The 25,682-nt window shown below is 41.6% G+C and carries 18 protein-coding genes; 8 read left to right on the plus strand and 10 right to left on the minus strand.

The features are described 5' to 3' along the window. Nucleotides 1–50: 50 nt before the first annotated feature. The 6 genes from G457_RS0102225 to G457_RS0102250 form a co-directional block, all read right to left on the minus strand. Nucleotides 51–347, minus strand: coding sequence for a rhodanese-like domain-containing protein (locus G457_RS0102225; protein ID WP_026945021.1), 297 nt, complete (start codon nt 345–347; stop codon nt 51–53). 1 nt (nt 348) lies between these two features. Further along, nucleotides 349–2,157 carry a T9SS type A sorting domain-containing protein gene (locus G457_RS0102230; protein WP_051260665.1) on the minus strand — a complete coding sequence of 603 codons (1,809 nt, stop codon included), beginning with the start codon at nt 2,155–2,157 and terminating at the stop codon, nt 349–351. Nucleotides 2,158–2,161: 4 nt separating this feature from the next. Further along, the gene (locus G457_RS0102235; protein ID WP_024281842.1) at nt 2,162–2,902 is read right to left on the minus strand and encodes a PASTA domain-containing protein; all 741 of its coding nucleotides are present in this window, start codon (nt 2,900–2,902) and stop codon (nt 2,162–2,164) included. Between the two features lie 224 nt (nt 2,903–3,126). After that, nucleotides 3,127–6,198: a M43 family zinc metalloprotease gene (locus G457_RS0102240; protein ID WP_026945023.1), complete on the minus strand. Its 3,072-nt coding sequence runs from the start codon at nt 6,196–6,198 to the stop codon at nt 3,127–3,129. 10 nt (nt 6,199–6,208) lie between these two features. Further along, nucleotides 6,209–6,457 (minus strand): NifU family protein, encoded by a 249-nt coding sequence (locus G457_RS0102245; protein WP_026945024.1) that lies wholly within the window; start codon nt 6,455–6,457, stop codon nt 6,209–6,211. A gap of 3 nt (nt 6,458–6,460) precedes the next feature. Then, a complete protein-coding gene (locus G457_RS0102250) occupies nt 6,461–7,555 on the minus strand; it encodes an Mrp/NBP35 family ATP-binding protein (protein ID WP_026945025.1) in 1,095 nt (364 codons plus the stop codon). Nucleotides 7,556–7,706: 151 nt separating this feature from the next. Between G457_RS0102250 and dnaG the strand changes: the two genes are divergently transcribed. The 5 genes from dnaG (at nt 7,707) to G457_RS0102280 (ending at nt 14,513) form a co-directional block, all read left to right on the plus strand. Next, nucleotides 7,707–9,647, plus strand: coding sequence for a DNA primase (gene dnaG, locus G457_RS0102260; RefSeq protein ID WP_026945026.1), 1,941 nt, complete (start codon nt 7,707–7,709; stop codon nt 9,645–9,647). Nucleotides 9,648–9,727: 80 nt separating this feature from the next. After that, nucleotides 9,728–10,939, plus strand: a complete 1,212-nt coding sequence (locus G457_RS0102265) for a bifunctional 3,4-dihydroxy-2-butanone-4-phosphate synthase/GTP cyclohydrolase II (protein WP_026945027.1) — start codon at nt 9,728–9,730, stop codon at nt 10,937–10,939. 60 nt (nt 10,940–10,999) lie between these two features. Continuing rightward, a complete protein-coding gene (locus G457_RS0102270) occupies nt 11,000–11,650 on the plus strand; it encodes a hypothetical protein (protein ID WP_026945028.1) in 651 nt (216 codons plus the stop codon). After that, entirely contained in the window at nt 11,650–12,435 is a 786-nt protein-coding gene (gene surE / locus G457_RS0102275) for a 5'/3'-nucleotidase SurE (protein WP_026945029.1), read from the plus strand. Before G457_RS0102270 ends, surE begins: the two co-directional genes overlap by 1 nt. A 104-nt stretch (nt 12,436–12,539) precedes the next feature. After that, nucleotides 12,540–14,513 carry an ATP-binding protein gene (locus tag G457_RS0102280; RefSeq protein WP_026945030.1) on the plus strand — a complete coding sequence of 658 codons (1,974 nt, stop codon included), beginning with the start codon at nt 12,540–12,542 and terminating at the stop codon, nt 14,511–14,513. Here G457_RS0102280 and G457_RS0102285 read toward each other — a convergent pair. From G457_RS0102285 to G457_RS0102300, 4 genes are all read right to left on the minus strand, one after another. Continuing rightward, the gene (locus tag G457_RS0102285; protein ID WP_026945031.1) at nt 14,481–15,362 is read right to left on the minus strand and encodes a type 2 periplasmic-binding domain-containing protein; all 882 of its coding nucleotides are present in this window, start codon (nt 15,360–15,362) and stop codon (nt 14,481–14,483) included. The two genes, G457_RS0102280 and G457_RS0102285, sit on opposite strands and share 33 nt — an antisense overlap. Continuing rightward, nucleotides 15,355–16,680 (minus strand): MFS transporter, encoded by a 1,326-nt coding sequence (locus G457_RS0102290; protein ID WP_035482964.1) that lies wholly within the window; start codon nt 16,678–16,680, stop codon nt 15,355–15,357. The genes G457_RS0102285 and G457_RS0102290 overlap by 8 nt, the downstream gene beginning before the upstream one ends. 18 nt (nt 16,681–16,698) lie before the next feature. Next, entirely contained in the window at nt 16,699–19,137 is a 2,439-nt protein-coding gene (locus G457_RS0102295; protein ID WP_051260666.1) for a glycoside hydrolase family 31 protein, read from the minus strand. 179 nt (nt 19,138–19,316) lie between these two features. Continuing rightward, nucleotides 19,317–20,345: a LacI family DNA-binding transcriptional regulator gene (locus G457_RS0102300; RefSeq protein ID WP_026945034.1), complete on the minus strand. Its 1,029-nt coding sequence runs from the start codon at nt 20,343–20,345 to the stop codon at nt 19,317–19,319. A 336-nt stretch (nt 20,346–20,681) separates the two neighbouring features. Here G457_RS0102300 and G457_RS0102305 point away from each other — a divergent pair, with 336 nt between their 5' ends. The 3 genes from G457_RS0102305 (at nt 20,682) to fbaA (ending at nt 25,672) form a co-directional block, all read left to right on the plus strand. Further along, entirely contained in the window at nt 20,682–21,716 is a 1,035-nt protein-coding gene (locus tag G457_RS0102305) for a SusE domain-containing protein (RefSeq protein ID WP_026945035.1), read from the plus strand. 79 nt (nt 21,717–21,795) lie between these two features. Then, nucleotides 21,796–24,594 (plus strand): alpha-amylase family glycosyl hydrolase, encoded by a 2,799-nt coding sequence (locus tag G457_RS0102310; RefSeq protein ID WP_026945036.1) that lies wholly within the window; start codon nt 21,796–21,798, stop codon nt 24,592–24,594. Between the two features lie 16 nt (nt 24,595–24,610). Then, complete coding sequence (gene fbaA / locus G457_RS0102315; protein ID WP_024281857.1) at nt 24,611–25,672, plus strand: class II fructose-bisphosphate aldolase; 1,062 nt, start codon at nt 24,611–24,613, stop codon at nt 25,670–25,672. The last annotated feature ends 10 nt before the right edge of the window (nt 25,673–25,682 follow it).

Here is a 25,682-nt window from a genome sequence, read left to right on the forward strand (position 1 = left end):
ACAAAAAACCCAGCTATTGCCGGGTTTCTACTGATCTTGTTTAATTCACTTTAAAGCTCGCGATAGGCCATAATCCCTCCAAGAACATTACGTGCTTTCGAAAAGCCTTTTGTTTCTAAAAACTTTTTGGCATTGCCACTTCTGGCTCCGCTTCTGCAATGAATGATGATTTCCTCATCTTTTTTTCCTTCCAATTCATCAAGACGATGCGGTAGTTCTCCTAGCGGGATATTGATCGCTCCCAAGTTATCATCTTCGTATTCCCATTCTTCACGGACATCCAAAAAGACAAATTTATCTCCCTTGTCTAGTCGTTCTTTGAGTTCTTTGACTGTGATATCTTCCATATTATTTGACTAAAATTCTAAATGATTGAGGGCCTGCCGAAGTCAATGCTCGAATCACATAAACTCCTGGTAGCTGGTCCGTAAAGTTAATGATTTCTTCATCAGCTCCCTGATACCGATCGGGGAAAATCTCCCGGCCAAAGGAATCGAAAATTCTCATTTCGGAATATTTACCCACCAAGTGAAGTTGGTTTTCTACAGGATTTGGATAGTAGCGTAGATTTTCCCCAGGAATCTCAGATTCTGCAAATGGTGCATTAAAGCTTATGTGTGGTCTAATCAGTAATGATCCTCTTACTTCTTCATTTTGGGCCCAGGCACCATTGACATTGTAGAAAATTTTATCTGCCTGATCATTTTCTTTGTTGAGTCCTACGTAAATGAAGTCATTGCTAAACTGTGAGAAACCTACAAAAAACTCTCCTTGAACCTGAATATTGGTATCAATAGGGAAGAAGATCAACTCCTCGCCAGCTTCTTTCAATGGGATCAGAAGTTCCTCTCTGTAAATCGGCGTCTCCTCAAGGTCCTGCCAAACCAAAATATCAATGGGCTGGTCTGCCTGATCCGGATTGGTGAAATCGATAGATACTCCAGTAAGAAAAACTGGACTGTCAACTTCATATTTGACGGCCAAAAGCCCTGAACGCTGATTGATTCCAGCTGCATAATCTGCTTGCCCCCCATCATAAGCAAAGAAATCTCGGATGGGGATGACGGATCTTACCGTATCATTGATTCGGTAATCTACTGATGCAAAAAAGGTCGTGTCTCCATTCTCTACACTAAATAAATTTTGATCCCCTGTGGTCAAATACGTTAAAATCTCAATTTCGCTTTCTGTGCTTAAAGCTGGCAATTCAGTGATAGCATTACTTTCAAAGACCCTTCTCTCTTGTGAATTGGGTACAGGATTGAAAGGTGTGTTTAGATTTACAACAGTGCTTGATTCCCCATCTAAGCGAATAGAGTATTCCATTGCACGGAAACGATCCTCCAGATTTTTAAACTCATTTGTGACTGGCAAAAGCTCTTCTGCAAGAAGGTCTTGATAAACCCCAAGCGGGACAGCCGTATAGTCCCCTAGAAAAAGTCTGCTTTCACGAGTAAGAGCCCGATCCAAATAGGATAAATCCTGAGCATCTCTATCAAAGCTTAAGAATACATAATCTAAAAGCCATGTATCGAAAGGACCAGCTAATCTGCCAAAATTGACGAATCGAAATTGGAACTTGTCATGGAGAAACTCTCCGGATACCGGTACTATTTCCTGACTGAATTCTTCGGGGTTTTTGTCTGCCCCTCCATTAATCGTCCAAACGGTATTCCAGACACTATCCGCATCTAAAAGCTGCAAAGAGAGCCGATCATTTTCGTCGGGCATTTCTGCCTGTCCTCCTGCCTGCCAAAAAAAACTGAGATAGAGGCTTTCTTGGCTCAGCTGCGCCAAATCAAAAGGTTTGGATGTCAAATAATCTCCAGCCCCTTGTTCTCTTATTTCTCTCGAATAGGGTCTACCGGTCGCATCCACGCCATCAAATACGATCACTCCTAGTGAAGGAGCATTGTTTCCCATACTGTTGCTGAAAGTACTGCCCTGAAATTCCCATTTTAAGGTGTCCATTCCCTGCGAAAAGTCATCCCAAAAAGGAAGCGAATTAGTGCTGGCCAATCGACTAGAATTGGCAGATTGGGGATGGGATTTGTACTTCAATTTTGGTACGGGGCCAAACTCCACAAGCTGTGCCTCTACTCCCAAACTTGCTAGGGTAAAAAGTGTACACAGAACTATTTTGTGAAGAATCCGCATTCGTTTAATTTTCTTTTCTGGAAATCCAAAGATCTATGGTTTCTCCTGTTTTGACTTGGGTTTGAGCAGGAGGGGCTTGACGGAAGACATATCCCGGAGGTACGGTGTCATTTTGATAGTAAACTTTTTCACCAACTCGAAGACCTGAACCCAAAATCAAAAACTCTGCATCTATCTCATCCATTCCCGTCAGCGTAGGCACTTCCAAAATCTGATTTCCCAAACCATCTCCTACTACCAAATCGATCTTTTCTCCCTTGGGTATTTCAAAACCTTCAGCGATTGGTTGCCCCTTATATTGGAGCTCTAGAACGACATTGATCGCAATATCAGGTACGTAAATCAATTCTCCTCGTTCCAAGCCTAAGTTTGCTAATATTTCCTGTACGTTTTTGAGCTGAAGATTGACCAAATTCGGTAATTTGATCATCGGAGCATTCTGAGCGTTGAGCGTCAGATAAATTTTTCTTCCATCTTTTACTTGGTCTTCAGCTGGAGGAATTTGCTTCAATACGGCGAGGGCAGGTGCATCTACACTGTATCCAGAGTCTTGAGAGACTTCATAGTTTAAGCCTGATTTTTCAAGGATGTTTACTGCCTCATCGAATGTATAGCCAGAAAGATCCGGTACCGAAACTGTTTCACCGTGATTAGTGTGCGTTGGCAAATAGATTTTCAGGAAAAGAAAGCCTAAAAGAATCGAGGCCGAAATGATAAGGAGTAAATGGATGAATATTTTTTTCAAGGATTGCTAAGTCTAAAATTACTGTTTGAATTAGGGTTAAAGATAAATGGGAAAATGGTAGGATGGAAATTCTTTCTTGGCAGAGCGAATTGATTGGGGTTAAAACGACAGAATATGGATTTTAAGTCTTTTACACGGAGTTTTATATCCTACTAATACCAATTTATTTAGATCGCACAAAGGCAAAAAAAAGGCCGAAATTTTAATTTCGACCTGATTTAAGATTATTTGATGAAAACCCGCTGCATATCCTGCAGTGTAGGACTCACTATTCTAACGATGTAAAGTCCCGGAGAGAATATTTCTCGAGGGAAAGTATAGGTTTGGTTCAGCGTCTGTGGATAATCGACCTCGTGGACAATAGCTCCTGTCGAAGAGATAATCTGGATCGTCACATTCTCGTAGCGCGCTAGATTGAAAGCAATGTTGAAATAAGCTGTAGCTGGATTGGGGTATATCAAAGCTCTTCCGTCAGCAGGAATTACGGGGTTTGGGTTGGCACTGAGGAAAAGCTCCAAATTATCCAAAAACACAGGGGTATTAGTTCCTTCACCTGCAGAAAGCACTGCGGCTAATCTAATTTCACTATTCCCATTTCCTGTAAAATCAGTCAGATTTACATAATTTCTCTGGAAATGCTCTCGATTGCTGATACTGGCTGTACCAGGGACTGTTGAAATTTCATCCCCTACAGCTTCAAAAACAACTTCGTACGTGTCTCCGGCATCTTTACTGCCAAGGATTTGGAAACTTGTCTCGGGTGATACATCTCCAGCTGCCAAATCAAAGAATAAGGATGCTTGGGTATTACTAGATAGATTGAATACCGGTGATCCCAACCAATAGCTTTGACCTGCTTCTGGATTTTCAACGACACTCACATTTCCAGCCTCGCCACTTGATGGAAGAGATCGCCAAGATCCTTCATCATTTTGAGGATTGAGGCTAGTCCATGGTTCGATAGCAGTAGCAAAATTGAAGTTTTGTCTCCATGGAACAGGAGTTACTTCATTGTCTTCAATGATATACCGTTCTAGTGTACTTTCGTTTCCTTCGTTTTGGTCAAAGTTTGGAAAAAGTATTTCATAGTTTAGGCGATTCTTTCCACTTCCTGTACTATTTCCACCTGTCAAAGTGAAAGTTTCTCCAGGAGCAACGGGATCTCCGCTCGCTAAGAATCCCTGAGGGGAACTTCCATTTACACTTTTTACAAACACAAAGTTGGAAATTGGAAGGTTTCCAGTATTGGTTACCTGAAGACTTTCATTTTGATATCTTCCATCTGAGATAGGGTTGGGGTTGATCAATTCCTCCATTTCTAGGGAATACCTAAACTCTTCCTGTTCCAGAATCCGGATATTTTTTAAGTAGACATTATTTCCGAATGCATTGACGGCAATAAATGCTATTCGTATTTTTCCTAGATCAGCAAATGGACTTAAGTTTACCAGTTCAGTTCTAAACTGAGATGAGTTTGTCGGGATAAATTCATTCAAGGTAGCTGCGGAGGTTGCCAATGATGCCCCGGATTTTTCATAGGTAGCATTTGCTATTTCAAAGGTGTTTCCACAGTCGGTGGATACGGCCACTATCAAGTCGTCTTGGAAGCCTTGCTGATTGTAAGGAGCATGGGCCATTTCAAAAACTAGTTGAGCGTTTGGAGTATTGCTCAAATCAATCACTGGTGAAATGAAGTAATCCAGTTCACCTGGAGCGTCATATTCATAGTTTCGAATAAATAATAGGTCTTCTTCCTCACCTGATATCGTTAAACTTGTTTGCTCCCAAGTAAATCCACCATCACCATTTTGGATAGTCCAAGAAGAGGGGATATTTCCTAAATCTAAGGATAAGGGAAGCGTTACTGCCTCCTGCACCACTGGATTTGATCGGGCTATGTTGTTTTCAATATTTTCGTCTGAGTTATTGTTGACCGCGACGATTTCGAATGCCACCTCATTCTCACCTCCTTGAAGTTCGAAGCTATCAAAAGTAACTATGTCACTTTCACCCGTTGAAAGATTCAATGTGAAGGTCCTGTTTTGGACTTGCTGCCCATTCACTTGGAGAGTGATTCTTGCAGAGGTAATTGTGTTTTGCCCAGCATTTAGAACCTCTATTTGAGGAATGACAAGCGCATCACAAGCAAAGTCACCGGGCTCGATTAGGCGAGAAATAGCAAGGTCACGATCGAATAATTCTGGATCCTGCGTCGCACGATTATTTACAAGGGTATTTCTTCTGGGACTATTTGCCAATACTGCATTGAATCGTTCTACTTGACCTTGGGTAAAAAGATTCATACAAGCATCAGGAGTATAGTCCATGTAATTTTGGATCATATCCTGAGAATCGCAGCTGAATCTAGAAGGGTTTGCATTACAAGTAGAATTAGAATTGTCTTGCAAAGGAGTGTCTTCAACAAAATCATCCACACCACAACCTCCGTCGCCCCAAATATGTCTCAAACCGAAATAATGACCTACTTCGTGTGTGGCAGTCCGACCAAGGGATGCATTAATGGCATTTCCACCTGAGCCAAAAAACCGATAATCCACTGTGACTCCATCCGTGATAGCCGGAGCTGGTGAGAAATTTAATCCCGGTAGGTCAGAAACAGGAAATGAAGCATAACCAATAAAGGGTGATGTGAGTGGAAGTACCCAGATATTGAGATATTCTTCTGGATTCCATTGTGAAAGTTGGCCAATTAAGGTTGCATCCTCCGGCAAATAGGAATTATTAGGTCCTTGTACTCTGACCACCCCATTGGTTGGTAAGCCGTTTGGATCTTGTTTGGCTAGTACAAATTCAATATTCGCATCTGCTGCAACCGGTAAAAACTGTGCTGGAGTTTGGTTTGCGTCTGGATTTAATCTCCTGAAATCTTCATTTAAGATTCTGATTTGGGCCTCAATTTGAGAAAATGGAATATTACTTCCTTGACCAATTTCGGTTCCATTGTGAATGACGTGAACAACCACCGGAATTAATCGACGCTCCTCTTGGGTTTTTGCTAATATTTGAGGTTGGTTGCGTTGAGCTTCTATTTTTTGGTCAATCCAGTCTTCAAAAAAATCACGAGTACCGAAATAGCCCATTTCCTTAACCAATAATTCTTCTAATGCGCTGTGTCCGCATTTTTCGTTATGCTGGTGTGAAGATTTAGAGCCATTTGCTCCAAACTGATCCAATGGGCTAATAGTAAATTGTTGACCAAACGAAGCTCTAGCCAAAAAAACTAATGAAGCTACTAAGAGCAGATTTGACCAAATCTTAAAAAGAGACCTCCTCATGAAAGTGTACTTAAGCTGTCGTCAAATTCACAGCTTCCACTCGAACGATTTCGGGAATGGCTCGCTTGATTGCTTCTTCTACTCCAGCTTTAAGTGTCATAGATGACATAGGGCAAGAACTGCAAGATCCTGTCATTTCAATCTTGAGCACCATATCATCTGTAAGCTCTACGATACGAACATTCCCCCCATCGGCTTCCAAATATGGTCTGATGGCATCAAGCGCAAATTCAATTTGTTCTCTTAACTCTGGTTGCATTATTTATGCTTTAATTTCTACGATTTCAGTTTTTTTCTTTTCAGCATTTCTGATGGCTACTTGACGGGCTACAGACTCTGCTAACTCTTTGTACGCTTTCTGAGTAATTCCGTTTTTCAATACTGCAGGATAGCCTGTATCTCCACTTTCACGAATACTCTGTACGATAGGGATTTCACCTAAGAATTCCACTTGATATTTTTCAGCTAATTTTTTACCTCCTTCTTTTCCAAATAGGTAATATTTGTTGTCAGGGAGTTCTTCAGGTGTAAAGTAAGCCATATTTTCAATAACACCTAAAACAGGTACATTTATTTGTGGCTGTTTGAACATCGTTAATCCCTTCGTAGCATCCGCTAATGCAACTTTTTGAGGAGTAGTGACGATCACTGCTCCAGTCACAGGGACAGTTTGTACCATGGTCAAATGTATATCGGAGGTCCCCGGCGGTAGGTCGATTAATAGATAATCCAATTCACCCCATTCTACATCTGAAATAAATTGTCTAAGCGCAGAACTTGCCATAGGGCCTCTCCATACCACTGCAGAATCGGCCGGGGTCAGAAAACCAATTGAAATTAGCTTGACTCCGTATTGTTCGATCGGAAGAATTACATTTTTGTCTCCGACTTTTTTCACCGAAGGCTGCTCACCTTCTACATTGAACATGGTCGGAATCGATGGTCCTGAAATATCAGCATCGATCAAGCCTACTTTTGCGCCGGATTCGGCGAGTGCAACAGCCAAATTAGAAGCGGTAGTAGATTTTCCTACTCCTCCTTTGCCGGAAGCAATGGCAATGATGTTTTTCACATCAGGCAAAATTGGGGTTGCTTCGCGTACGGTGGTAACTTGGGAAGTCATGTGAATATCCCAATCAAAATCTTGTCCAAAATCTTCTTCCAATGCCTCAATACAGTTGTTTTTGATCACTTCTTTGAGAGGACAGGCTGGAGTAGTTAATACGACACTGAAACTTACTTTTTTGCCTTCAATATGAATTTTTTGAATCATTCCTAGACTCACCAAGTCGCGCTTGAGGTCAGGATCTTCTACTCGTGAAAGACTTTTTAATATGGCTTCTTTAGAAAGTTGCATTGTGGAAAATTTTGTCGCAAGATAGTTTCAATTAATGGCTTTGGGAAGCTTTATGATAGAATCGCAGTTGATAAACTACGATGTTTCCCAATTAGTTCTCAGAAAAGGCCATCAATTCCAAGCACTGGATTAACTTTGTCAATCTAGATTTATGGGAATTAGCAAGCATACCACCGATAAGGTCAAGGACAGAATGGACATCGAGGAGGTGATCTCTGATTATGTCCCACTTAAGCGCAAAGGTCAGAATCTCTGGGCCTGCTGTCCTTTCCATGGTGAAAAGACCCCGTCTTTTTCGGTTTCACCTGCCAAGCAAATCTACAAATGCTTTGGATGTGGGAAGGCTGGTGACCCTATCCAATTTGTCATGGATATTGAAGGCTTAGGTTTTCAGGAGGCTGTTAGGCATTTGGCTGGGAAATATGGTATCGAAGTAGAGGAGGAGGAAGCTCAGACACCAGAGCAGGAGCAGGCCCAAAGTGAAAGAGAAAGCTTACTGATTGCACTCGGTTTTGCCCGGGACTTTTTTGTCAAAAATCTGGAAACTGCAGAAGGCCGATCCATCGGGCTGAGTTACTTCAAGGAGCGAGGTTTTGGACCTGAGATTATCCAAAAGTTTGATTTAGGCTACGCATTGGATGGATGGGATAGTCTTCTGAATGCAGCTAAAAAAGCTGGTTTTCAGGAAGATATTTTATTGAAAGCTGGTCTGATACTCGAAAAGGACGGGGATCCGTCTCGCAGATATGACCGTTTCCGTAATCGAGTCACTTTCACTATTCACAATATCAGCGGAAAGCCGATCGCTTTCGGAGCCAGAATTCTGACCAAGGATAAAAATCAGCCCAAATACATCAATTCGCCCGAAACGCCTGTCTACCACAAAAGCGATGTGCTTTATGGCATGTTTCAGGCTAAGAAATCCATCAGGGAAAAAGACAATTGCTTCTTGGTGGAGGGATATACAGATGTGATATCGATGCATCTTTCGGGAATCGAAAATGTCGTGGCTTCATCAGGTACCTCCCTCACCGAAGGTCAAATAAAACTGATCAAACGCTTCACCGATCAGGTTACCGTATTGTATGATGGGGATGCCGCCGGTATTAAAGCTTCACTCCGCGGTATAGATTTACTTTTGGAAGGTGGCTTGATTGTCAAGGCTGTCGTTTTTCCGGATGGAGAAGATCCGGATAGCTACTCTCGAAAGGTAGGATCTCAGGCATTTCAAGATTACCTGGCTGCAAACGCCAAAGACTTTATCGGTTTCAAGATCAACTTGTATAGGGATGAATACGAGCGGGATCCAATCCGCAAGGCAGAGGTGATCCGGGAGGTCGTCCAAAGTATTGCCAAAATACCAGATCCGATCATCCGATCAGTTTATTCTAAAGAAGCTGCCTCGCTTTTGGATATTGAAGAGGGAATCATCTATGCAGAGGTCAATAAAATCCTGCTCAAGGTACAACGGGATTATCATCGAAAATCAGAAGAAGTAGCGCAACAGCAAGCTGCGGTTGAAGACTTGCTTCCAGTAGAGCAGGAGGCTTTTTCGGTTTCTGAGGCTCTCCAAATCCAAGAAAGGGAGTTGATTCGTCTTCTATTGAATTATGGACTAAAAGAACTCGATGGGGAATCTTTGAATCTTTGCCAGTACCTGCTCGCTGAAACAGAAGACCTGACCATCCACCACCCGCTCTATGCTAAAATTTTGGACCTTTTCAGACAAAACTTAGTAAATGGTCAGGTAGTGGATTCGGATTATTTCTTGACCTTGGGTGATGTGGAAATTCGAAATGAGGTCATCGATTTGATCACTCCCCGCAGAGAAGCATCGGTGCATTGGACTGATAAATTCCAGATTTTTATACCAAAAGAAGAAGATGATCTTACATTGACGAGTTACAAGTCCATCCTGAGGCATAAACGGAAGTTTGTCCTGAAAATGATGGACGAGGCACTACAGAAAATTAAAAATGCTCACTCGGAGCAGTACACAGACGAGCAAATTACCGAGCTTCAGGAGATTTATATGGGATTGAAGCAAGTACATATACAGATTGACCGGGAACTGGGGATAGTTATTGGGTAAACCAAACTTTCTTTGGCAATGGTCTGTTTTAGAATCGAAAGGACGTAAATTTGTCCACTCATTTATTCAAAAAATTATCCGTGGAAAATTATCAATTGGACTCCATTGAGGAAGCCATCGAAGACATAAAAGATGGAAAGGTCATTATCGTAGTAGATGATGAGGACCGTGAAAACGAAGGTGATTTCGTATGCGCTGCAGAAAAAGTCACCCCTGAAATCATCAACTTCATGGCAAAGTATGGCCGTGGTCTTATCTGCGCGCCTTTGGTGGAGGATCGTTGTGAGAAACTTGGCCTGGAGCTCATGGTTGGTCATAATACCGCAGCCTTTGAGACACCTTTTACCGTTTCAGTCGATTTGATTGGGCATGGATGTACCACAGGTATTTCAGCATCGGACCGGGCAAAAACCATTCAGGCATTGGTGGATGATGCGATTGATCCTAGTGAATTAGGGAAGCCGGGACATATTTTTCCACTGAAAGCCAAGAGAGGCGGAGTGCTTCGTCGTGCAGGACATACAGAGGCAGCTATCGATTTTGCACGTCTGGCAGGTCTCAAGCCAGCAGGTGTCCTAGTGGAGATCATGAATGAGGATGGTACCATGGCTAGACTGCCTGATTTGGTCGAGGTTGCTAAGCAATTCGATTTGAAATTAGTATCGATCAAGGATTTGATTGCTTATAGAATCAAACATGAATCCCTGATTAAGCGAGAAATAGGCGTTGAAATGCCTACCACTTGGGGAAACTTTGATTTGATTGCATTTAGACAAACTAATACCCAAGAAATCCATCTTGCGCTAATCAAAGGAACTTGGACGAAGGATGAGCCAATCATGGTCAGAGTGCATTCTTCCTGCGTGACGGGCGATATATTTGGAAGTTGTAGATGTGATTGTGGTCCTCAACTTCACGCAGCTATGGAAATGGTAGAAAAAGAAGGAAAGGGGCTGATTCTCTACATGAACCAAGAAGGTCGTGGTATCGGTTTGATCAATAAGCTGAAAGCCTACAAGCTTCAGGAGGAAGGCATGGACACTGTGCAGGCCAACTTAGCATTGGGTCTCCCTATGGACAGCAGGGATTATGGAGTAGGTGCTCAGATTCTCAGAGACTTGGGTGTGGGTAAAATCCGATTGATTTCAAATAATCCCCAAAAACGAGTAGGTCTGATTGGATATGGTTTAGAGATTGTGGAGCAGGTGCCCATCGAAATCGCTCCAAATCCTCACAATGAGAATTATTTGAGAACCAAACGAGATAAAATGGGACATAATATTCTCAAGTAGTTCAAAAAATTCTTTGAGAAAGATCATAAACTGAACACAATCAAAATCGTATCTTAAGATATGAATAAGATAATTAAATCATATATACTTACTCTAGCACTCATGCTTATGAGTGGTAGCTTACTGATTGCCCAAAATCAATTTCCCTCCCAGATTTGGCATAAAGGAAATATTCATACTACCGATGGTCAAGTCTATTCAGGCTTGGTGAAATATGATTTGGATAATAACCTTGTGCAGTTGCAGGTAGAGACTATCGCGACTTTCACAGCTTCCAATGTGACTTATTTTGAAATCTTGGATGATATCTACGGTGGACTTCGAAAATTTTACAGCCTTCCATATTCACTGAATGGCGACTATGAGACGCCTATCTTCTTTGAGGTGCTTACTGAAGGAGAGGAAATCGCACTCTTATGTAGAGAATATATTGCCACGGACTCAAGAAATATGAATGCCTGGGGACCCGTGGGAATGAATCCATTTTGGGGACCTCAAAACATGATTGGTTATCGCTTAGCCTTCAATTATTATTTTTTTAAAGACAATCAAATCCAACGTTACAGCATGAAGAAAAAGGATCTTTTTGCGATGCTCCCAGGTCATGACGATGAAATAAGTCTTTTCATGAGAAAAAATCGTCTGGAGCACGATAAGCGAGGAGATTTGCTTCGAATAGCTGCTTATTACAACGAATTGAACAAAAACTAATGTCAAGACCGCTTATTCTCGTCTCAAATGACGATGGAATTACCTCAAAGGGGATTCGAGTTCTCGTATCAGTAATGAAAAAATTGGGTGAAGTGGTAGTTGTCGCGCCAGATAGCCCTCAATCTGGAATGGGACATGCCATCACGATTGGAGAAACTCTGCGTCTCTATGAGGAGGAGATTTTTGAAGGTGTAAAAGCCTACAGTGCCAGTGGAACTCCTGCCGATTGTGTCAAGCTCGCTAAACATTATGTGCTAAAGGATCGAACTCCGGATTTGGTTGTCAGTGGGATCAATCACGGCTCCAACACTTCCATTTCAGTGCTATACTCTGGCACTATGTCGGCTGCTATCGAAGGAGCATTGGAAGGGTATCCCTCCATTGGTTTTTCCCTTTGCGATTATTCATCCAAAGCAGATTTTTCGCATGTGGAGGCCTGGGTTGAGAAAATTGCTTCTCAAGTTTTGGAGCGAGGAATAGCTAAAGGTGTTGCGCTAAATGTGAACTTTCCTCCAAAGCAAAATGAAGGAATCAAGGGTATCAAGCTTTGTAGACAGGCTGATGCAAAGTGGCAAGAGGAGTTCTCGGAGCGTTTCGATCCTAATGGAAGAAAGTATTTCTGGATGGCAGGTAATTTTGTGAATTTTGACAAAGGAGAAGATAACGATGAGTGGGCTATTGCCAATAATTATGTATCGATAGTTCCTTGTCAATATGATTTGACAGCCCATCATGCCATCAGTAGAATGAACAAAGATTGGGACTGGGAATATTTAAAAAAGTAAAGTCCGTTATAATTAAATCCTATAAAAAAGATTTTTGCTCTAGCTGAAAAAAGAATTTCACATTTATTGGATATCAGTATCTTTGAAAGCAAAATCCATTGTTTGTGAGTTATACGGTTTACAAAAAACTCCTATCTCTTTGTTTTCTGGTCTTTGCAAGCATCCCACTTGGACTGGCCCAGCAAGTTAATGTCGATAGTTTAAGAAATCTTTTGCCTTCGCTCAATTCAGAGAGCAGAGTGGATGTGCTTAATCAATTGGGTTCGGAGCTCCGGGAGCGGTCACAGCAAGAGGCTATGGACTATTCCTTTGAGGCCGATTCGATTGCAAAGGAAATCCAATATTTATCAGGAGAAGCTAGAGCTAAAGAAAATATAGGATGGATAAATTATCGTCGTGGAAAATGGCAAACTGCTTTTGAATATTCTGAAACTGCTTTTGGTCTTGCCACTCAAATCAACGATTCGCTCCAGATTGCCAGGATCCTAAATAACATTGGCGCTCTTTACTTCGAGCAGCAAAATTTCAAAATGGCCCTGCTCCAATTTCAAAATGCCTATGACGCAGTAGAGGGCAAGGATGATCTTTACACACAGATTAGGAGCTTAAATAATCTGGCTTATATCCATAGTCAATTAGGTAACTATGACTCAGCTTTGCTTTTTTCAAAAAAGGCCATTGCCATCAATGAAGCTTCCGGATCGCCTTATCTCACATCTTTTTCTAACCGGGTGATAGGGGATGTCTACCTTTCCCAAGGATACCTAGACAGTGCTTCGATCATTTTTGAGAATTCATTAGATATGGCACGAAGACAGGGTTTGAGTACGACTCTAGCAAGTGTCATGCATAGGCTGGGAGATACATATTTGCGTAAAGGGCAACTAGACAAAGCGGAAGCAATCCTACTAGAGGGAGTTGAAGTTTCAAAAGCCAATAATTTCAGGGATGAGCTAGCCAAGTCTCATAAATATTTGGCAGAGCTCTATGAGCAAAAAGGGAATTTAAGAATGTCATTGCAGCATCTTAATTCCTATGTAAGTATCAATGATTCGCTTACCAATAAAATGAATCAAGATCGGATTTCATTGATGCAGGGGATGTTTCAGGACAATCTTGAAAAATCAGAAGTGGAGTTGCTAAAAGCTCAAAATCAAAATCAGGCGGACAGGCTTGCCTTTATCAATCGGATCGTTTGGATCATGAGTATTGCAGCCATAATTGTGTTGGTTCTTGGTTTTTGGGTGGTAAAGTTCAATTTGGATATACGTAAAATCAATGCAGACTTAGTAGCTCAGCAGCAAAAGATAGCCTCCCAAAATGCTGACCTGGAAAGGAAATCAGAACAGCTTCAAACGATCAATGAAACAAAAAATAAGTTGTTTTCTATATTAAGTCATGATTTGAAAGGGCCTATTGCCTCCGTGAAGGGCTTGATCGATATGACAATGGGTGGTGATATTTCCCAGGAAGAATTTTTTGAAATATTAAACACCTTAAAAAAGGATGTGGACTCTGTGCATTTCACACTTTCTAACACGCTGAATTGGTCACTTTCACAAATGGAAGGGTTTAAGTTAAATCCAGTCAAAGTGAATCTTAACTCACTATTCAAAAATACAGAGCACTTACTGTCTAGACAGATACAATCCAAGTCCTTACATATCAAAAATGAACTTCCTGAAGATCTTGACTTGATGATTGATCAGGATTTGATCGAAGTCGTGATCAGGAATATCTTAAGTAATGCTATCAAATATTCCCCTGAGAATGGAGTAATTCGTTCCTTCATTAAGGAAAATCAAAGCTCGCTAATTTGGTGTGTAGAAGATGAAGGAAAAGGAGTGAACCCTGAGCAAATCAGTCAGATTTTGAGGGAGGACTATTCAATAACCCAATCCAAGCCCGGTACTCAAAAAGAGAAGGGGTCTGGTTTAGGACTACAGGTTTGTAAAGAATTTGTGAGGATGGTGGATGGAAATCTTTCTATTGAAAACATCTCTGGCAAAGGAGCCCGGGTATGTGTTCATTTTCCTGCCTCACTTTTAATTAGCGAGACGAATTCGGTCTATAGCTAAAAAGGCTTTCGGGTTAATTTTTTCCGAAAGAATTCCCAATTCTACCATTTTCTCCATCGCAAGATTTAAGGTATTGGTATCAATAATTGATTCAGTTTCCCACTCGGTTTGTAGGAGCCATTCAGAGACTTGTTCTTTGTCCAAATGATATAAACTGGAGATTTCTTCTGCTAAATCGGGGGCTTTTTGTAGGGAATTGGATAGCTGGTAGACTTGGTCCCGTAGGTCAAATATCAAATCTCCAAACTGGTCAATGACTTCCTGCCTGCAACTTATTCCAAAACAAGGCCACGGACTGGGCACTTCTCCGATTCTTCTAAGTTGACCGGACTGTACCCAAGGCATGGTTGTGTATTTTTCCCAAAGAAATATCGCATCGGGATCTGATTCGTATCGACTCAGTGCCCCATCAAGGTTATCTACTATCTCAAATTGCAATTCATTGGAATTCCAATTTTCCCGTTTCGCCAAAACGTAGGCCATAAGGTTTGACCCTGAACCGAGTCGGCTAATATAAAATCTTGGATTTTGAATATCCTGAAGGCTTTTATACTTGCTTTGGCTTCCAACGTGGATTCCCCAGATAAGGGGAGATTTGACATGAAAGCCAATTAGTTTAGAAGAGTTGCCTTGTTGATGGTCTTTAAGGAAGCTCTCTGTAAGTACTATGGCGATGTCTGTTTCACCCTTCCGGAGTGCTTGATTCATTTGGCCGGATCCACGAGACTCATCTATCCACTCCAATCGGACCTGCCTTTCAAGGAAGGGTTGCTGTTTTACGATTTTTCTCCAGGGAAGATTGAAATGCTCGGGGACACCTGTGATCCGAATGATGTTTTCTTTAGTCATGAATAGCCTTCTTGTCTGTAATCAGAAGATTGGAAAATCCGGCCAAAATTAACATAGTTCCCGCCAAAAGCATGGTATTGATCACAGCTTCTCCAAAGAAGAATTTGTAAAGGAAATTCACCCCGCCTAAAGCGGCTATGATCTGCGGGATGACAATAAACATATTGAAAATCCCCATGTATACTCCCATTTTTCGTGGGTTTACAGAACTAGACAGCATTGCGTAAGGCATAGACAGGATACTGGCCCATGCTATTCCCACCAGAGAAAAGCTAATATGAAGCATCCAAGGCTCTGAAATAAAATAAATCAGAATAAATCCCATCCCGCCTGCTATCAAGCTAACTAGGTGAAGCAAGCGGCGATTAATCCTGATTTTACTGGCCACAAAGGCCAAAATCAAAGCATAAATCATAGAAACCAATCCATAGGTTCCAAGATAACTTCCTACGCTGTCAGCAGCATCATTGTAAGCTGCGGAGGTGGTGTCTGTCGCACCAAAAACATGCTCTGTGATAGCAGGAGTAGCAAAGCTCCACATCGTGAAAAAAGCAAACCACGAAAAAAACTGTACGATACCAAGCTTTTTCATTACAGAAGGCATTCCGGCGATATTTTTAAATATTTCCTTCACACCAGCCATAAAACCGCTACTGTCAGCTTTTTCCTTTTCAAATTCCTCCATATCCTCAGGAGGGTATTCTTCCGTAGTCAGAATGGTATACAAAATGGAAGTGAAAAGTACCAATGCACCAATTCCGAAAGCATATTTTACAGAATCAGGTACTACTCCTTCCGGAGCGGTGTTTGGGACACCTAGTTGGGTCATCATCCAGGGAAGATTAGAAGCTACCCATGTTCCGATTCCAATAATTAATGTCTGGACAACGAACCCATACGATCGCTGAGAGTCCGGAAGCTTATCAGCAACAAGAGCTCGGAAAGGCTCCATGCTGATGTTGATGGAAGCATCCAAGATCCAAAGTGCACCTGCTGCCATCCAAAGTGCCGATGAATAAGGCGCAAAGAAAAGTGCCACGGTACTGAGCACAGCTCCGATGAAAAAGAAAGGTTTTCTTCTTCCAAATTTTGGATGCCAAGTTCGATCACTTAAATAGCCAACGATTGGCTGCACCAATAAACCAGTCAAAGGAGCAGCAATCCAAAGAAAAGGAATGGTGTCCTTATCAGCCCCAAGAGTTTGAAATATGCGGGACATAAACCCGCCCTGGAGGGCAAAGCCAAATTGGATACCCAAAAATCCGAAACTCATGTTCCAGATTTGCCAGAAACTTAGGCGTTTTTTTTGTTCGGTCATGCTGGGTTTATTTATGAATCAATAAAGTCCTGAGATTTTTATTTCCTCTATATCGTTTTTGATTTTAATGGTCTTGAGATTTTTGATTTCGTGGTACGGGTGTTCTTGCTCCGGTAAAGGGTCAAATTCAGTCAGCTTGCCAATAAAGGCAAAGTCTTTTTCTTCGACCTTGTGAGACTTTTCATTTACGGTGACCGTTTCCAACTGAAATCCATGGAAGTAGAATTCAATTTCTGAATAAGCTGAGCCTAAGTTTCCACTTGGCTTACGGAGGGTCAATTCAATTTTCTCTGGATCATAGCTTATTTTTCTTTCTGAATATTCACCGCTTTGATAGTTGGTAGAAAGCCCGTCATCTTCATAGTGAATAAACTCACTTCCCAATCCGCCTTTGTAAACATGTACCCTTAACACTCCATCATTAATTTGACTGGTATTAGACACTACATTTTGCATCGTGAAAATACTTCCGGCTTTTACTAAGACTGGGAGGTAATTTAGAGGGCAGTCAAGATATATTTCTTTCTTTCCAGCGTAAAATTCGTCGGTATATAGATAGTACCAATCATCTTCGGGGAGATAAACTTTAGTGATCTCTTTGGTGCTTTCCACAGGTGCCACCAAGAATGTATCACAGAATAGGTATTCGTTTTCGTATGCCGAATGATATACTTTTTGATCAAGTGGGTAGTCGATAGCGAGACTTGCACAAATGGGTAAACCCGTTTGAGTGCTAGAATAGAATTTGGAGTAAATCGTAGGCAATAAAGCATATCGAAGCTTCATGTAATTCCTTGATATCTCTTCCACCTCTTCGCCAAAAGCCCAAGGTTCAGCATCGTTACTATTGATCATGGAATGAGCTCGATAGAAAGGAGAGAATGCACCTATACTCATCCATCTTGCGAATAAAGATTTACTGGCTTCTCCTGCAAAACCTCCCACATCATATCCTGCAAATGATACGCCGCTAATTCCTAGGCTATTCACCAACCGAACTCCGGCGAGCATGTGTTCTTCGCTTGCGACATTATCACCAGTCCAAGCAGCTGCATAGCGCTGTATTCCGGCAAATCCAGAGCGTGTCAAAACAAAAGGTCTCTCTTCTGGGGAATTAAACTTTGAGCCTTCTTGTGCACTTCGAGCCATCTGCATCCCATAGATGTTTCTTGCCTTCCGATGGGAAGCACCTTCACCTTCAAAATCAAATTCGATCAGATTGGGAGTAAATTGACCCCAAGAGGCTGGCTCATTCATATCTGTCCAGAAGCCATCCACTCCGGCATCAGTGTAAAAAGCCATTTTCTCTGCCCACCATTCCCTGGTTTCACTTTTGGTAAAATCGGGGAAAGCGCACCAGCCTGGCCAAACTTGACCTTGGTACTCGGCCCCATCAGGGTATCTGACAAAAAGGTCTTTCGACTGTCCCTCCTGATAGGGGAGATAGTTTTCTTCGGCTTTGATTCCGGGATCCATGATGACAATCACTCGGAAACCAAGACTTTTGAGGTGCTTGATGAGGCTTTTAGGATCAGGAAATTTTTCTCCATCAAATGTAAAAACCTTATAAGCTTCCATGTGATGGATGTCAAGGTAGATCACATCTGCGGGCATGTCCTTGTCTCGGAAGGTTTTTGCCAAAGTCAATACTTCAGAATCCGGATAATAGCTGTATCTACACTGCTGAAAGCCTAAAGACCAAATCGGCGGAAGTTCCATTCGACCTGTGAGATTGGTAAATTCTGAAATGATCCCTGATACTGATGCTTGGTGGATGAAGTAATAATCCATATCTCCATCTTCAGCACCAAAGTACATGAAGCGATTGGTGCTTGCCCCAAAATTGAAAACGGACTTGTGCGTATTATCAAAGAAAATTCCGTATTGACCTTTGGAATGAATTCCTACATAGAAAGGGATACTCATGTAAAGTGGATCATCTCCTACACCATAAGCGAAGTAATCCGTATTCCAGTTGGTGAAGGCTTTACCGCTTCGATCAAGACCGCCCGTTTTTTCACCTAAGCCAATGAATCGTTCACCTTCTTGCACTTTCTTGTAGCAATTCAACTCAGTACCTATCCAAGCTGTTCCCAAAGTATCATCCTCATTGAGGAGATGGCCTTGGCTGTCATAAAATTTTATTACTCCATTGACTTTATTTAGCTGGACCTTTAGGGTTTCAGTTTTGAGATGTAGATATTTTTCTTCCTCTTCTAAATCAAAAGCATAAAATGGGTCTCTTTTGATCACGGAATAAGGGTTCTCTTCAAAGGATTCAGATTGGCTAATTTGAATTCTAGCGATTGCTTCGTTGGAAAAAGTAATGCGGAAGAATCCTCGCTGAAAACTCCCTTTTATTCCTTCTTCGATTTGCTCCCAAGAAATTACAGAACCACATCCTTGGTGTTTGGAAGAAGAACTGAAGATTTGTTTTTGAGTTTGCTCTTGTTGCATGTACGGTAATTGACTGATTCAGCTAAAACGCTAATTTATAAACCTTACCGATAGGAAAAATGAAATCAAAGAAGTGGCAAAGATGCGTTTAAACTCGATCAAGTTGGAAATGCTGCATAACGATTAAAATATCCCTATTCAATCGATTGCACATTTTTTTCTAAAATTTTTAAAAAAAATCAGCGAACAGATGATTTTCGGATTAAAAGTTCGGTAGGAAGTGTAATCGACTCTTTTATATCTTCTGGATTGATCTTTTTCTCAATTAAGTCAAGAAGTAATTGGGTAGCTTTTGCACCCATTTGAAACCCAGGTTGAGCTACAGAAGAAAGACCTGGATCAATCATCGAACAAAACTGCCAATTCGAAAAGCCTACCACACCAATGTCCTCAGGTACTCTCAATCCCAAATCTTTGCAGGCCAACATCGCTCCGACTGCGGCCATATCATTGTTTCCAAAAAAAGCATCGGGTCGTTCTTCCATCGATTCAAGCAGCTGCCTGGTTGTTTTCCTGCTTTCATCATCAGTTCCGAGTGGGCATTCTACAATAAGTGCATCATTGATTTCAATTCCATGTGCCAGCAATGCATCCTTATATCCTCGTATTCTTTCGGTGCTGATGGTTAGGTTTTTTGGTCCCGATAGGTGGACAATATGTTTGTATCCTTGTTGAATCAGGTGACTGACTGCATCAAATGCCCCCTTATAATCATCCACAGTGACATTGACAGCATGGGGTATTTGCGGTACTCGATCAAAAAATACAATGGGATAGCCTTGATCCAATAACTTAGAAAAGTGCTCAAAATCCTCTGTTTCTTTCGAATGGCTGACTAAAAATCCATCGATTTGATTGGATAGCATGGTGTCAATGCTGGATTTTTCCCGGTCCAGTTTTTCATTGGTTTGGGTCAGAATCACATTGTACCCTCTAGAATTTGCCTCCTCTTCAATTCCGGAAATCACTGTGGAAAAGAAAAAATGAACCACCTCAGGAATTATAACTCCGATCGTAAAAGAGCGGCTCTTTCGAAGGGATAGGGCAATGGCATTGGGTCGGTAGTTAAGCTTTTCTGCAAGCTCCTTGACCTTTCGCTTGGTTTCGTCACTGATCCCGGGATAATCTTTCAATGCTCTCGAAACCGTGGAAGAGGAAACATTCAGTTCCCGAGCGATATCCTTGATGGTAGCTTGTCCTATTTTCATAAATTATATTATTCCGAGAATCTAAGTTAAAACAAAATCGGACTTAAATGAATAAGTCCAAAAAAGGTTTTACACTCTAATCTTTGAATTTTCTCAATTCCACCAAATTTTAATTCAAAAAATTGCGGATTATGCAAACGTTAACGCAACCGATTGCATCGAAAATAGTCCCAATATTTTTTCAAAACCTATTGCTTTGTGTATAGCCTCAAATTATATTTTCATAAGATTATCTAGATCGGACTTGGTCTGAGAAGCTTAGAGAGGATTCTAAATTGTACTTTTCCAAGTCTGCGGTAAAATCGAAACCAAAATCAATTAACAATTCCAATTACTATGAAAATTTTAAAAAAACTAGGTTGGATGGTTGCAGTAATTCCTGCGATGTGGGCTTGTGAAAACTATGAAATGCCCCCCATTATTCCACAAACTGGTTCAACTTTATCAAGCCCAAGCTCTGGCACTAGTCTAACCTTGAGTGTTGATAATCCAGAAGAGTTGATTCCTTTTACTGTTACTGCCGCAGACTTCGGTATGACAGGTTCTGTGACTTACGAACTGGAGATGGATCTAGCAGGATCTAATTTTGCAAATCCAGTTTCCCTAGGTTCTTCGACTTCAAATATCATTGAAGTAATGGCGCAAGACCTAAACGATGAAGTGCTTGCAAAAGGAGCTATGTTCGATACCCCTACTGAGGTGGATTTTCGGGTAAAAGCTTCAATTTCACAGCCATTATCACCAATTTTTGGTGAGTCTGTAAGACTTACCGTGACCCCTTATAATGCTGATGTCGCATTTCCAGTAATGTACGTTCCTGGTGACTATCAAGGATGGAATCCAGAAAACGAAATGACGGTACTGAAGTCAGTTAACTTTGACAATGTGTTTGAAGGCTATGTGCACATTCTTCCAGGTGGTTCTGGTGAGTTTAAAGTCAATGAAACCAATAGCTGGGACGTGAATTATGGTGATAATGGTGCTGATGGTACACTTGACCGAGACGGAGAAAATATTAAAGTGACAGACTTCGGAACTTATCTAATGAAAGTGGATCTAGGGGCAAAAACTTATGAGTTAAGTGGTCCTTTATATTGGGGAATCATCGGAAGTGCTACAGCAGGGGGCTGGGATTCTGAAACCAAGATGAGCTTTGACAGGGATGAGAATGTCTTGACCATCACTGAGGATCTTGTAGAAGGAGAAATGAAGTTTAGAGCTAATCAGGACTGGGCATTTAATTTCGGAGGCGCCAATGGCGAACTTGAAGCAGATGGAGCAAACATTGCAGTGTCTGAAGCAGGAAATTACACAATCACCCTTGACTTCCGTACTCCAGGTGAGGTTCTTTACACTATGACTAAAAATTAATTCCAATCAAGATTTTTACTTACCGACTCCAAGCATAATTTGGTTTGGAGTCGGTTTATCATTTATCAAATTCCCAAAAATGAAACCAATCAAGTGCGTCTTTATCTACTTTCTTTTTACCCTTTTTTGGTTTCCATCTTTGGCACAGGTCACGACAGACCCTTCTGTTCCGAATGCTGCTGAGAAAGTCAAAATAATCTACGATGCGTCTAAAGGTACTACTGGCCTAGCTAATTGTAATTGCGACGTTTATATTCATATTGGAGCCGTCACTGAGGGACCAAATTCTACGACTTGGTCCATTGTTCCTTTCCAGTGGGGAACTGCTGATCCCAATGCAAAAATGACCAAGGTGGAAGGTGAGGCTAATATTTACACTTTTGAACTCACACCTAATGACTTTTTTGATAATCCAAATGACCTAACCATTTACCGATTGGGAGCCGTTTTTAGAAATGCAGCCGGCACTCTGGAAGGAAAAACCTCCTCAAATGGAGACTTTTTTATTGATTTAGCGCAGGGATTTACTGTAAATATTACAGACCCAGCCACAAATGAGATTTCACTAGAAGTAGGAGAAAGCTATACTTTCAAAGCTGAGACTTCTGCTACTTCGGATATTAGTTTTGAACTGGATGGAACTGAGGTTGCTGAAGCACAAAGCGTTAATTCGCTTTCCTACCAGTTTTCTGCCACCGAGGCGGGAACTTTTACATTGACAGCAAAAGCTGTTTTGGGTGATGAAACAGATTCTGAAGCAGTCACCATCAATGTCTTTACAGAATCAGAGCAGGCCCCACTTCCTCAAGGAACCCAGCTTGGGATCAATTACATCTCTGATACCGAAGTGATTTTAGCCTTGCAAGCACCCGGAAAGCGAATTGCGCATGTGATTGGAGATTTTAATGATTGGAAGGTGCTGCCTGATTATCAAATGAAGAGAACTCCTGATGGAGAAATCTTTTGGTTGAAAATTTCAGGTCTAACACCTCAGCAGGAATACATTTTCCAATATCTAGTCGATGCAAGCATTCGAATAGGAGATCCATACGCCGATAAAATTTCCGACCCATTTTTGGATCAGGAAATTATCGATCAAGGGCGCTATCCTGGACTCAAACCCTACCCAAGTGGTAAAACGGAGTTCCAGGCCTCTTTTCTCCAAACTGCACAAACTCCTTATACTTGGAAAAATGTCAATTACCAAAAGGTTGACTCTGAGGAACTCGTGATTTACGAGTTGTTGGTTCGGGATTTTGATGATCGAAGAACCTACAAGGCAGTGATTGAGCGACTTGACTACTTAGAGGACTTGGGAGTGAATGCCATTCAGCTCATGCCAATTGGAGAGTTTGAAGGAAACTTATCTTGGGGATACAATCCATCCTTCTTTTTTGCACCTGATAAGTTTTATGGTACCAAAAATGACCTCAAGCAGCTGATTGATGAGGCCCATGGTAGGGGAATTATGGTGATTTTGGATATGGTGCTGAATCATGCCTTTGGTCAGAATCCTTTTGTCCGACTGTACAATGATGGGGACTACGGCGCACCAACCGAGGATAATCCTTGGCTCAATCGAGTGGCAAAGCATCCATTTAATGTGGGGTATGACTTCAACCACGAGAGCCCTTACACGGCAGCATTTGTTGATTCGGTTAATAATTACTGGTTGACTGAATACAAATTCGATGGCTTTCGATTTGATTTGAGCAAAGGCTTTACTCAGGTCAACACAGGTGATAATGTAGGTCTTTGGTCTCAGTATGACCCTAGTCGGATAAAAATCTGGAAAGGAATTTATGATCGAATCAAGGCGAATCATCCGGATGCCTACGTTATTTTGGAGCATCTCTCTGCCAATGACGAAGAAAAAGAACTGGCCGATTACGGGATGATGTTTTGGGGTAATATGAATTTTGATTTCCGGGAAATGGCCAAAGGTGAAAATAAAGACTTTGGCTGGGCCTATCATGGAAATAGAGGTTGGAATGACCCAAATCTGGTAGCCTACCAAGAATCTCACGACGAAGAACGTGTCATGTGGGAGTCCTTAAATTTTGGAAAGACATCTCCGGTCAATTTGAGACAGTTAGAAAATGCAGTCAACCGGAATCAGTTATTGACAGCCTTTTATTTTAGTGTGCCCGGACCTAAGATGCTCTGGCAGTTTGGTGAATTTGGCTATGATGAAGAGCTCAATAATGATCGTCTTGGCATCAAACCAACACGCTGGGAATATTTGAATGACCCACAGCGTATTCGCTTGTTCAAGCTTTATCAAGAAATGATCAAGCTGAAAAAGTCCCATGAAGCATTCAATGAACCAGAAAAAACCACGCTTAATCTGAGTGGGGGAGTGAAATCAATTATTCTGGAGCACCCTGATATGGATGTTGTGATTCACGGGAACTTCGGACTTGGGACTGCTGGCAATGTTCCCTTGTCATTTCCATCGACAGGGACATGGTATAACTATTTCACAGGAGAGGAATTGACTATCACTTCGACCACAGTCAATTTCAACCTTCGCGCTTCTGAATTCTTGCTCTTTACCAGCGAGCCTTTGCCAAAGCCAGAGGATGGGATTTTGCAGGAGGATTTTGTCACTTCGATTCCGGATGAAATTATTCCCGAAGGTCAATTCAATATTTATCCTAATCCGACTACCGGAAAGCTTACTGTAGAGCTTCCAGAAGGGATGAATGCTGCCAATTATCGAATTATCGATATGAGTGGAAGAGTGATTGTGTCGGGTCAGTCACAAGACATCCGACAGAAATTAGAATTTGATTTGGGGAATATTCAAAATGGGATTTATATCTTTGAAGCGTTTAATACCAGACGAGTGCTGCATCAGCGCTTTATTAAGAGATAACCAAACCTATTAATCCATGAAATTTAAACCAGGAGTAAAATACGGGGCAGAGCTTAGTGATCTTTATGCTTATGCCAAAGAAAATGAGTTTGCCTTTCCGGCAGTGAATGTGATTGGAACTAATTCGGTGAACGCCGTTTTGGAAACAGCCAAAAAGGTTAATTCTCCAGTCATTATTCAGTTTTCAAATGGTGGGGCTCAATTTTTCGCAGGAAAGAGTCTTGCAAATGACAAGCAGCAGGCTAGCATCGCTGGAGCTGTCTCAGGTGCTCATCACGTTCATCAAATGGCTGAAGCATATGGCGTTCCCGTTATTTTGCACACCGATCACGCTGCAAAGAAATTATTGCCGTGGATTGATGGCTTGATCGAAGCAGGGGAGGCGCATTTTGCTGCTCATGGCAAGCCGCTATTCAGTTCTCACATGCTTGACCTTTCAGAAGAGCCTTTGGAAGAAAACGTCGAAATCTCGGTAGATTACTTCAAAAAGCTAGCAAAATTGGAAATGGCGATTGAAATCGAGCTTGGGGTGACAGGTGGAGAAGAAGATGGGGTTGATAATACTGACGTAGATTCATCGAAGCTGTATACTCAGCCTGAGGAAGTCGCCTACGCCTATGAGCATTTGAAAAAAGTAAGTGATCTTTTCACCATCGCTGCAGCGTTTGGTAATGTCCATGGAGTATACAAGCCAGGAAATGTAAGCTTGAAGCCAATTATTCTCAAGAATTCTCAGGATTATATCAATGAGAAATTTGGTACAAGTGGCAAACCCTTAAATTTTGTTTTCCACGGTGGGTCAGGATCCTCTGTAGAAGAGATTCGGGAAGCCAATTCCTATGGTTCAATCAAAATGAATATCGATACAGATATGCAATGGGCTACTTGGGAAGGCGTCTTGAATTACTACAAGAAAAATGAAGGCTATCTTCAAACTCAATTGGGTAACCCAGATGGTCCGGATAGTCCAAATAAGAAATTCTACGATCCACGTGCCTGGCTACGCAAAGGAGAGGAGAACTTTGTGAAGCGTCTGGAAATGGCCTTCGATATGCTCAATGCTATCAATAGAAACTAAATCAGTTTAA

The sequence above is a fragment of the Algoriphagus marincola DSM 16067 genome, assembly GCF_000429405.1.
Taxonomy (GTDB): domain Bacteria; phylum Bacteroidota; class Bacteroidia; order Cytophagales; family Cyclobacteriaceae; genus Algoriphagus; species Algoriphagus marincola.